This window comes from Micromonospora sp. NPDC048898 (assembly GCF_043198035.1).
In the GTDB taxonomy this organism is placed as follows: Bacteria; Actinomycetota; Actinomycetes; order Mycobacteriales; family Micromonosporaceae; genus Micromonospora.
On record NZ_JBICUF010000007.1, the window covers coordinates 25,371 to 36,597 of the forward strand.

Here is an 11,227-nt window from a genome sequence, read left to right on the forward strand (position 1 = left end):
CACATCAAGTCAATGGCGGTCGAGTCGACAGCCCATCTAGAGTGGACGCTTGGGGGCGGCATCCGGAAGACCCAAGATAAGCCCTCACGGTTTCCCTCATGGGATTAAGCGCAGGCTCCGGAGCGCCCCGCCGCCCGCGCCGCGCCACCGCGAGAATCCAGGCCGCCCTCGTCCTGCACCACACCGCGGCGAACCGCACTCAGGAAAAAGCTCATTTTCGAGGTGATCACAAGTCGCAACAGCACGTTCTTTCAATTCTCAAGCTTCTTAAGAAGCAAGAACCCCAGCTGCTGGGAACGGATTCGGCGTGATCCCAAGTCGGACGAGTTCCTAATACCTGCCATATAGCCTTCGATGGCCTTATCAACTTCCTCTGGCGCCATTTCGAGCATTGTTGAAAGAGATGCGGTGAGATCGACACCTTCACCATTCTCACTGTTTCGCTTCCTGGCTGAAACTGCGCGCTGAAATAGGTCCAGAAAATCCCGAATCTGCTCCGCCTGAACCGACTCGGCAATGCCGAACTGCTCCCGCAGCCCCCAAGATACGTGCAGCAGCGTGAACATATCGACAATATTCGACCACCTGGTTCTACCTGCCCACTTAATAGCGTTCTTCAAGAATGTCAGTAGCGCGAGGAATTCCATTGAACGATCCTGGTAATCTTCGAAATCTGCGGAAATTTTGTCATAGCGCTCGTCGAGTTCGGTCTTTTTATTTGACAGCCCGAAGATGCAGGTGCCGAATACTTCGGCATAGAACTCTAGGTCACCGCCCCGCTTTCGTCGCTCACCACTGAACACTCCGGACACCGCACTTATTGGGTGAGCTACGCAGTCCTTCAGGAAATCGTTGAACGGGCCAGGCAACAGAGCGTTTCGGAGCTCTTGCTCCGTTAGCACCATATTAACCCTGTTGACGCGGGCGAAAACTGCGCGCACAAACTCATCGGCAAGGTTCGATAGGCGCCGAATTGGGAACCGGTACTGGAAGAACTCTTGACGCACATCGTCGGGGAGTTCCGTAAAAAACAATCCCTCGAACTTATCTCTCAGCTTTTCGTCTTCCAGCCCATCCAGCGGGAATTTGTTGTTCAGAAACCCAAGCAGTGAGGTAAGGCGTTGCTGACCGTCAACAACGGAAGCCTTTTGCTCACCTTCCGGCGAGGTCTCGTAAGCGAGATAGATCTCAGGGATTGGATATCCGAGGAGTATGGTCTCCATCAAGGACACCTTGGCCCGTTCGGGCCAAACTGCTTGCCGCTGATACTCAGGCTGAAGGATCAGTTCGCCGGATTTGTTCAGCGACCGAAACTCCGCTACGGTCTTCGACTCGATCTCGAACTTGAGCCCGTGATCAGCCATTGTGCACGCCCTCCTCGATCGCGCGATTCCGCGCGATATTCACACTCTTCACCTGATAGGCCCTGAGTGACTTATGGTTGCGGTACAGTCGATAATTGACTTCGCAGTTTATGAAAGCCTCGCCGAGGTCCTCGATGAAGCTGTCTCTCGACCGTGACCACCGCTCACCGAAAGATAGGCGAGGCAGTATGACGTCGAGGGCGATGCATTCTTCGAAAACCAGCTTCCGAAGATAGTTCTTCTTATTGGCGAAGAATTCATCTTCGATGATTTCTCGGAGCTCGCCCCACGCTCGATCGAATAGCTCTGGCGAGATCACCGCGATGTCCAAGTCCGAGCTTTTATGGAACTTCCTAAAGTGCTTTCTTGGGTTGAGCGAATAGCCCAAACGGGCACTTCCGACCAACTGGACCGCCATCGGGTCGATGCCAAGTTGAGCTGCAACCCGATGCCGCCATTTGATGTAGTTAAGCTCGTGAGGCCATGCCGCGGGTGTCCCGTCGAACAGCCGGGCGGTTACAAAATAGTCAACTTCCTTTCCTAGGGAACAAAAATCCTCCCAAAATTCGGGTAGTCCTGAGATCTCGTTCATGCTCTCCCTAGCGAACATCGACTGAGTACTTCACCTGTGCACCGTAGCGAATGACGAAAGGCCTTCGGGTCATCCGCAATCCCCCACGAATTCGTGCTAGGAGGGTAGCGTGTCGTTCCCAATCGCTCACGCTCGCACCGGCAGAGACCCAAGACCCCGCAAAATCCTAACGATGTCCGACTTGAATGGATTGGAACAGCAGCGCCGTTTTTGGGTGGCAGCTAGGCGGGCATGGCCGCCACGTTCGTTACCGGCTCTCGGTGGTGGCTTGCGCGGAGGTAGCTGGCCACCGGTCGCACACGGCGATCGCTGAATGGATCGCAGACGTGCAGGCGATACCGGACAGCAGCAACACGTCGCCTGCAGGTGCCCCTGCCGGGCCTGGATCCATACCGCGACACGCTACCGAGGCTCCCGTGACGGTGTATGGGTCCACGCGACGCGCCCGATGCTGATCTTACTTATCCACCGCACCGCTGTCCCCACAGGCTTAGCCCGGCCCAACGGCTCCCGAGCACTCACCGAGCGACCACCCACCACCGGCGTACACGAAAAAGGCCCCGACCCGGTGTGAATCACCAGGCCAAGGCCTTGATCGTTGGTGCGCCGCCAGGGACTCGAACCCCGAACCCGCGGATTAAGAGTCCCGTTGATGCCGTGCTCATCGGTCCCGCACGGCGCTGACAGTCCCACGGCCCCTACCAGTTCATTGCCTGTGGGCCGCCGTGTACCACCGGATGCCCGTCGTCCACGGCGCGCGAGCACCCGGCGAGCACCCGCATACCCGCGTCCCGGACGACCATAAGCCAGCTGAGCGGAACCGGTGCTTGGCCGGCCACGCTACTCGAAGCGGTGGGCGTAGAGGTCCTTGTGCGTCGCTCGTGTCCGTCGTACGGTGCAGGAGTCGGGACGCCGGTCTATCCGTCTCCCACTGCTTGCCGCTTTCTCTCGCGGAGCCCACATCAGGCGTGAACGCCGAGGGCTACAGACCGCTTGCGGCTCTACCCATCTTGTTGCTGAGGACGTTCCGCCTATCTGGACGGGCCGCCGGTCTCACGCGTTCCCTACCAGTCGGGCCCCACGCTGCCACACCCGTGGTCAGCGTCGCTACCGCCGTGAGAGGAGTACCACCATGATCGCCGGATCCCATGGCGTCCCGCAGGATCCCGTCGGCGCCTTGCTGGCCGAGAGGTTTCCGTACCAGCATGTTCTGCGCGCCGAGATTGCGGCGGATCTTCGCCGCTGTCCAGTTCTGCTGATCGACCCGCCGAACAAGTCGTTCTTCGGCCACGTTGTGGAACTCGCGATCGGCCTGGCCTTGTGCGACCAGAGCCCGTACCTTCGCTTGCTCCACTGCCTCGACCACGACCTTGCGGCCCGATTGCTTAGCATCGCCGGCTACGGGCCCACCCACAACGCCGCCACGGCATACGACGTATGGCGCCGTAGCGGCTCAGCGCCGCAGCCGGCGCGTGTCTTCACCGTCGCCGGTCGGCTCGCCCAGGTCCGCAATCTGCTCAACGATCTTGATCGTCATTGCAGAGACTCCGTAGATGTCGCGCAGCATCTCCTTGAGCAGTACCCGCGTCTCCTCAGCGGTCGTGTCGACGAGATATATCACACGAGGCGGGCGTTCCGTACCGTCTGGGCCAGCTACTCCAGTGGCTTCCACAGCGCTTTCCGCTCCTACGGGCCGGCGACCGCGCAGCTGTCCCTGCTCGACGGACGCCGCCACGCCGACTTCCTCCTTGGTACCACCGTGTTGGAAGTGAAGAGTGGTCGACTCGACGAGGACCGCTATCTTGACGAGCTGATCCGTCAGATCTTGACGTACGCGCTGCTCGCCGATCACGATGGTCACCGCGTCACTCAAGTCGCCGTCTACGCAGTCCGATATCAGCGGCTGTTGCGGTATCGCATCGATGAGCTAGCCCATCAGCTCGCCGGCGCGCCCATCGATCTGGCTGCAACCGGCGCCGCCCTGGCCGCCGCCGTAAGGGACCGGCCACATCGAAGGCCAGCCGCCTGAACACGAGAAGCGATCCGGATGAACCGCCATCGGCCGCTCAACCCAGTAGACCAACAAATATCGGTGTGCCGGGGAACGTCGCGCCGCGGACGACGCCACCACACCGCACCCACCCTTGGCTCAGCAGTTCGGAGCCCAGACCCGGCGTCATCGGCTGGTCAGCAGCAGCGGCAACAACAAGTTGCGCAGCTGCTCCTTCCCCGGGGCTGGGCTCACGATGAGCAGGGTTGGTGATGCCGTGGTCGTCGCGCCGGCCTCGGACCATGGGGCAAGCCAAGATCGACGGGCGAATTGCAGTCGGACCGGAAATGCCGGGTGACCCACGACAGCGGCGCCTTTCAGGCCAACATGGCAAAGCGCTCGAAGTATTCGGTCAGCTTCGCGATAACGCGCTCCTTCTTGGCACCGAGGTTGTTGTCCTTCGCGAAGCGCGAGACCGGCGGCAGGACCTGTGTGATCGCCGTTCCGTTGGTTGCGATCGCGCCGTCGCGGAAGGCCGCTTCAACAAACGACTTCGTCTGCTCGGGCCGAAGGCGCTCGGCATCGATGATCTCGGCGAGTTCGGCTTCTCGTCGTTGGGTGACGAAGAAGCGCCAGTCGTCGCTGACCTCGCCAGTGACCGACATGGAGTCGACAAATTCCATGATTAGGTCCTTCTTGTTTCGCAGCGATGGGCTGGCATCGATGGCTTCCTCGATGGCATGTAGCGGCATCCTGCCTTCCTCGCCCATATCGTCCTGGCCCTCGTCACGCCACCTCTGCACCAGCATCAGGATGTAGTCGAAATTGACCTCAACCTGCTTGATGAGCTCGATCTCAAAGACGACGTCGTCGAGAATCGACTCCTTCTCGCCGGTGTCCCGCTTGCGGTGCCTCTCCCACAGTGCGTTGTAGAGGCTCGTGTAGTTCTGCAGTTGCCTCGACGGCAACGACTCGTCGCGGGCGAACTCGTCGAAGGAGGTCAAGATGTTGCGCAGTCTGAGGATCCGACCGAAGAGCACGACGAACGCCTTCTGCTGAGCCTCCCCGAGGGGCTCGGTTCCGGGTGGGCACTGCTCCAGGAGTTGCTCAACCAGGCTGACATACCCGGCGTGGTAGTGGGTGTACGGCTTGAGCAGCACCACTCCGTGGGCCTCAGAGTTGCCGAAGAGCACCAGGGCATCGTCGACGGCCTTCTCCAAATTGCGGAAGCAGACGATGTTGCCGTAGGCCTTGACCGAGTTTAGGATCCGGTTAGTGCGGGAGAACGCTTGGATCAGCCCGTGGGACTTGAGGTTCTTGTCTACCCACAGCGTGTTCAGTGTGGTTGCGTCGAACCCGGTCAGGAACATATTTACGACGATGACCAAGTCGACCTCACGATCCCTCACTCGACGCGCGAGGTCTTTGTAGTAGTTCTCGAACTTCGCCGCCGAGGTGTCGTACGTCGTGCCGAAAGCGGCGTTGTAGTCGCTGATCGCACGTTCGAGGAAGTCGCGGGAGGAGGCGTTGAGGTGGTCCGCGTCCATCGCCTCGTCATCGAGGATGCCGCCGATCTCTTCGTCCTCGTTGACCGCGTAGCTGAAGATCGTGGCGATCTTAAGCGGCTGGTAGGACAGGTCCGCAGCCGCACGCTCGGTCTGCTGCCGGGCAAACTCCTCATAATAGATCTTCAAGGCGGGGATTGACGCGGTCGCCAACATCGAGTTAAAGCCACGTACTCGCTTTTCACCCAGGCTGTAACCTTGGGTGCGCATGGTCTTGGCATCGAAGTGGTCGAGGATATATGCGACGATCTTCCGAATTCGCTCGGGATGGCGCAGGACTTCTTCGGTGTCGATTCCGGCGACTTGCTTGTCTTCGACGTCGCCCGCTGCCCGCAGAGTGTTTTGGTAGGAGACGCGGAAGGGGAGCACGTTGCCGTCGTTGATCGCGTCCAAGATCGTGTAGCTGTGTAGTCGGTCGCCGAAGATCTTCTCGGTAGTATCCTTCGTCGCCCCGCCGGCGTTCTGCGGGAAGATCGGGGTGCCAGTGAACCCGAAGAGGTGCGAGCGGCGGAACGCCTTGCGCACCGCAGTCCCCATGTCCCCGAACTGGCTCCGGTGGCACTCATCGAAGATCAGCAATACGCGGCCATCGGTAATCTCGTGGCCTTTGTTCTGCTCGATGAACCGCGACAGCTTCTGGATCGTGGTGACGATGATTGAAGCGCTCTGGTCTTGAAGTTGCCGCTTGAGCTCGGCAGTCGATCGTGACCCGTTGACCGAGTCCTTTTCGAAGCGGTTATACTCCAGCATCGTCTGGTAATCGAGGTCCTTGCGGTCCACTACGAAGAGAACCTTGTCGATACTCTCCATCTTCGACGCGAGCTGCGCGGTCTTGAACGATGTCAGCGTCTTTCCCGACCCGGTGGTATGCCAGATGTAGCCCCCAGCCTTCGGTCCGGTGGCCTTTGCCGAGGACACCACTCGCCGCAGGATCCGCTCAGCCGCCACGATCTGGTAAGGCCGCATCACCAGCAGGGTGCGGGCGACGTCGAAGACGCAGTACTTCGTCAACACGTTCAGCAGCGTGTGCTTGGAGAAGAATGTCCGGGTGAACGCGTTGAGGTCGCCAATGCGCCGGTTTTCCGCGTCGGTCCACCACGAAGTGAACTCAAACGAGTTCGATGTCTGCTTCCGCCTACGCTTGCCACTCTCGGACTCAGCCACCTTCCGGGCACGAGTCGTGTTCGCGTAGTACTTGGTGTGCGTGCCGTTGGAGATTACGAAGAGCTGGATGTACTCGAAAAGTCCGGAACCGGCCCAGAACGACTCCCGCTGGTAGCGGTTGATCTGGTTGAACGCCTCCTTCAAGGGCACCCCACGCCGTTTCAGCTCGATATGCACCATCGGCAAGCCGTTAACCAGGATCGTCACGTCATAGCGGTGCCTGCGCACCGCACCCGCACCCGCACCCGCACCCGCACCCGCACCAATCGTCTCGTACTGGTTGATCACCTGGAGTCGGTTGGCATGGATGTTCGACTTGTCGATCAGCTTGATGTTCTTGCTCGTGCCGTCGTCACGCGCGAGGACCTGGATCGGGTCCTCCTGAATGCGCGCCGTCTTCTCGACTATGCCCTCATTCTTCGAAGCAATCTTCTTGGCGAAGAACCATTTCCACTCGTCGTCGCTGAAGACCATATTGTTCAGCAGCTCCAGCTGACGACGGAGGTTCACCTCCAGGTCGGCAGACGACGTGATGTGAAGTCGCTCGTACGCCTGCTGTACCAGCTGCTCAATGAACTCAGCCTCAAGCTGAGCCTCGGACTGGTAGCCCTGATCGACACCATCATCCGGCTCGTACGCCGCAACGACGGTGGATTCGTCGCTCATCGCGATGGGCTCGTACCGCAGCGCCGAGTCCGGTGCCTCCACACCGCCGCTCGGACTCACGCCACCTTCTCCTTGAACTTCAGCAACCTGTCCCGGTAGTACTCGTACTGCTTCCGCCGAGCCTCGATCTCTGCTGGCAGACCCATCTTCATATCGCTCGTTAGCGCATCGAAGCGGTCGAGGATCGCCACGATCCGCTCCTGCTCTCCTCGGCTCGGTAATGCCACCTCGACCGTGATTAGTTCCTTCCGATTCAACGCAGGTGTCCCGCCGGCCTGCTGTAGGCGACGGATCGACGGCTGGATTGACTTCAGGAAGTAGTAGAGGTACTTCGTCGTCACGATGTTTACATCAACGCTCCGGACCCGATAGCAGAGCGGCCCGCACCAGAAGTCATATGCCTGGTATCCAACAACCCCGACCCCGCCTTGACCCCGGGACGGAATCGTGACGGCATCACCTTGCGTGTTGGCCTCCAGAACCCATCCCGAAGCGGTGGTCCCAGCATTAACAAATGGGATTGCGCCGCCCTTGGTAACGGAAGCGAAGACGTCTCCGGGGGGCTGCCCTGTTCGAACCGTCGCCAACTCGCCCAAGGTCGCCCACCTAACTTTATCTCTCTCCGTAAATGTGAGGAGTTGGTCCCGGTAATGCTCGTACTGGCGCGCGCGGGCTTGCAGCTCAGCTTGCAGCTCAGCTTGCAGATCAATCATCTTATCGAGGATCCGTACGATTTCGCTCTGAACCTCAGGTGGAGGAACCGGAATGGTGACCCTGCTCAGGCCGCTACTGGAGAGCCTCTTCACCTTGGCACGGGCGACATGCTGCTCCTTCTCGGCCCGGAAGGCGCTGGTCTGGAAGTAGTAGGAGACGTAGGTCGGATTGAGTTCGCTCCGGAACAGAAACGAGTCATCGTGGATCGCGACCTCCCCTTCGCCGAGCCAAGCCACGGCCTTTCCCACATCCTCAACCGTCTCTCCAACGCTAGCGACGATCACGTCCCCCGGCTGGGCGTAGCGCAGCTGATTACGCAGATCCTCCCTTACATACGAGACGGTGGCGCGTGTGGACACGCCATATTCTGTGTAGATCTCCCCGTAGTGGATACAGGGAATTCCCTCCTCGACCATGTCAGCTTTGGTAAAGCGACGTCCGCGGACAAAGGTTCCGATCTCGCCGAGCATCATGACCTCAACACCATCCGAGCAATGCTCGGCGAGCAGCCTATTGAACTCGCTCATGGTGCCATCACCCCACCCGGGGGCACATTCACCCTGTCAATATTCCATCCGAGTGCATCGATTGCCCGCTTCATCTCCTGGTCACTGGCGACATTATGGATGATTCCGATGACCAACCTTCGACAGGGGTCGTACTTCTGCAGGGCCACCTCGTCACTTGAGTCTCCGTGGACAATATTGCTCAGCTCGCTGAATAACTTGTATCCGTCGCTGGAGAATGCCGGCGGAATGATGTGGTGCTGCTCGTCGACCTCTTGTAAGAGGCTGCGGAACGGCTTACGACCGCCGTTGTTACCGGTAATGGGTATGCCTGCGATATCGGCGACCTGCTTGGTGATCGCTTCGAAAATCTTCCGGAGGTAGACCATGGATCCGGCACCGAGCTGCAGCTCGTAGGCGAGTTGCGCACGCTCCAGCAGATCATCGAAATCACCGGCACCGACTCCGACCCGGCTCGCCATGCCGCGCCGGTTGTCGACATACCGCTCCAACCGCACGGTCGGTGCCGGTCCGTCCATTTCATCCCTGGACACTACGAGGAACCAGGCTTCTATGGCCGCTTGGCAAACTGGGCATTTAAGGCACGCATCGATGCTCAAAACGCGATCCCCAACGCCGAGGCAGGACAGCTTGTCTCCCGACATGAACGTCCGAACGTCGTCGCAGGTCTTGCACTTAAAGTTGATAGCGACTCTGCCAACCTCGATCGTCTTATGTTTGCCCCAGGCTAGGCGGGCATTGAGGAAGCGCTCGACCTGCGCCTCCTCGGTGGCTGGGGCTTTGGACAACAGTTCAGACAGTCGCATCGTCGGATTCCAGGTCGCCGACAATGGCATCGATTTGTGTGCGCAGCTCAGCTTGATGGGCGACTATCCGGGAGATTTCGGCGTTCAGCGCCTTGATATCGACGGCTTCGCGGACGTCCTCCGTCGCGACGTATGAGCTGACCGCGAGGTTGTAATCGTTTTGGCGGATGGTCTCGTAGTCGACCAGGGCCGCGAAGTGGTCGACGGTCGCCCGGCGGGTGAACGCCTCGAGGATCTTGGCTTGGTGGCCGGCGGCGAGCTTGTTCTTATTGCCCTGGCGCGTGAACTCGGCCGAGGCGTCGATGAATAGCACCCGGTTGTCGGTCTTCGACTTTTTCAGCACGATGATGCACGTCGCGATAGCCACCCCGAAGAAGAGGTCCGGTGGGAGCTGGATGACGGTGTCGACGTAGTTGTTGTCAGTGAGGTATTTCCGGATCTTCTGCTCCGCGCCGCTGCGGTAGAGCACACCGGGGAACTCGACGATCGCGGCCGTGCCGTTGACCGCCAACCACGACAGCATGTGCATCGTGAACGCCAAGTCAGCTTTCGATTTCGGCGCCAGCACACCTGCGGGGGCGTACCGCTCGTCGTTGATCAGCAGCGGGTTCGAGTCACCTTGCCAGCGTGTGGAGTAGGGCGGGTTGGAGACGATCGCCTCGAACGGCTCGTCGTCCCAGTGGTACGGGTCGATCAGCGTGTCGCCGTGGGCGATGTCGAACTTCTCGTACGGGATGTCGTGCAGGAACATGTTGATCCGGCACAGGTTGTACGTGGTCAGGTTGATCTCCTGACCGAAGTAGCCCTGCCGGACCCCGTTGGGCAGCACCTTCTTGAACTTCAGCAGCAATGAACCCGAGCCGCAGGCGGGGTCGTAGACCTTGTTAACCTCGGTCTTGCCGACCACCGTGATCCTGGCGAGCAGCTCGGAGACCTCCTGCGGTGTGTAGTACTCCCCGCCAGACTTGCCGGCCGCGGATGCGTACATCTGCATCAGGTACTCGTACGCGTCACCGAACAGGTCGATGGTGTTCTCGTTGAACTCGCCGTTGCCGAAGTTCAGGGATCCGATCGCGTCGAGGAGCTTGACCAGCCTCTCGTTGCGCTTCGCAACGGTGGGGCCGAGCTTGCCGCTGTTGACGTCGAGGTCGGCGAAAAGGCCCTTGATGTCGTCCTCGGAAGCGGTGCCGACCGCGCTGGCTTCGATGTTGGTGAACACCCGCGTCAGAGTCTCGTTGAGATTTTCATCCTTGCTGGCCCGCTGGCGCACGTTCGCGAAGAGGTCCTGGGGCAGGATGAAGAAGCCCTTCTCCTTGACCGTCTCCTCGCGCCCGAGCTCGGCGTCGGCGTTGGACAGGTAGCGGTAATCGAAGTCCTCGTTGCCCGCGCTGCGCTCGGCCTCGTTGAGGTAGGCCGTCAGGTTCTCTGAGACGAATCGGTAGAAGAGCATCCCCAGCACATAGGCCTTGAAGTCCCAGCCATCCACGCTTCCACGCAGGTCGTGGGCGATCTTCCAGATCACCCGGTGAAGTTCAGCTCGCTCCCGCTCCTTCTTGCGGTCCTCTGCAGCGGTGGTCCAGGCCGGCTCTGTCGTCACAGGGTGAAGTCTTACCAGAGCTCGTCGGCGCGACAAGGGAGTGGCCTCGCCGAAACATTCAGTGTTCCACCTACGAGGTAACCCGAGGTGACCCGATCGTCACTATTGGCGAGGGCATGGTGTGCCGTCGAACTGGGTCAGCCAACTGGCAGCTGGTCCTGATCTACTGGTCTGCCTGGCATCGCATCCACGGACGCCGATCCGTTCCAACGGCGCCCGAGCAGCCATCGTGCTACCCATCA

General features: G+C 59.9%; 7 protein-coding genes and 1 tRNA gene. 1 reads left to right on the forward strand and 7 read right to left on the reverse strand.

Annotated features, from left to right (window positions below; all coding sequences use genetic code 11):
- Window positions 1-251: 251 nt before the first annotated feature.
- From ACGFIQ_RS19820 to ACGFIQ_RS19830, 3 genes are all read right to left on the reverse strand, one after another.
- Window positions 252-1,364, reverse strand: coding sequence for a DUF262 domain-containing protein (locus ACGFIQ_RS19820; protein ID WP_393245520.1), 1,113 nt, complete (start codon window positions 1,362-1,364; stop codon window positions 252-254).
- Window positions 1,357-1,956, reverse strand: coding sequence for a hypothetical protein (locus tag ACGFIQ_RS19825; RefSeq protein ID WP_393245522.1), 600 nt, complete (start codon window positions 1,954-1,956; stop codon window positions 1,357-1,359). The genes ACGFIQ_RS19820 and ACGFIQ_RS19825 overlap by 8 nt, the downstream gene beginning before the upstream one ends.
- Before the next feature lie 599 nt (window positions 1,957-2,555).
- Window positions 2,556-2,637: transfer RNA gene (locus ACGFIQ_RS19830), tRNA-Lys, on the reverse strand.
- Between the two features lie 451 nt (window positions 2,638-3,088).
- Here ACGFIQ_RS19830 and ACGFIQ_RS19835 point away from each other — a divergent pair.
- On the forward strand, window positions 3,089-3,985 hold the full coding sequence (locus tag ACGFIQ_RS19835; RefSeq protein WP_393245524.1) for a hypothetical protein: 897 nt from the start codon (window positions 3,089-3,091) through the stop codon (window positions 3,983-3,985).
- A 338-nt stretch (window positions 3,986-4,323) separates the two neighbouring features.
- Here ACGFIQ_RS19835 and ACGFIQ_RS19840 read toward each other — a convergent pair whose 3' ends face one another.
- The 4 genes from ACGFIQ_RS19840 to ACGFIQ_RS19855 are packed head-to-tail and all read right to left on the reverse strand — an operon-like array spanning window position 4,324 to window position 10,985.
- Window positions 4,324-7,401, reverse strand: a complete 3,078-nt coding sequence (locus tag ACGFIQ_RS19840) for an HsdR family type I site-specific deoxyribonuclease (protein WP_393245526.1) — start codon at window positions 7,399-7,401, stop codon at window positions 4,324-4,326.
- Window positions 7,398-8,582, reverse strand: a complete 1,185-nt coding sequence (locus ACGFIQ_RS19845; protein WP_393245528.1) for a restriction endonuclease subunit S — start codon at window positions 8,580-8,582, stop codon at window positions 7,398-7,400. Before ACGFIQ_RS19845 ends, ACGFIQ_RS19840 begins: the two co-directional genes overlap by 4 nt.
- A complete protein-coding gene (locus tag ACGFIQ_RS19850; RefSeq protein WP_393245530.1) occupies window positions 8,579-9,388 on the reverse strand; it encodes a hypothetical protein in 810 nt (269 codons plus the stop codon). The genes ACGFIQ_RS19845 and ACGFIQ_RS19850 overlap by 4 nt, the downstream gene beginning before the upstream one ends.
- Window positions 9,375-10,985, reverse strand: coding sequence for a type I restriction-modification system subunit M (locus tag ACGFIQ_RS19855; RefSeq protein WP_393245532.1), 1,611 nt, complete (start codon window positions 10,983-10,985; stop codon window positions 9,375-9,377). The genes ACGFIQ_RS19850 and ACGFIQ_RS19855 overlap by 14 nt, the downstream gene beginning before the upstream one ends.
- Window positions 10,986-11,227: the final 242 nt, after the last annotated feature.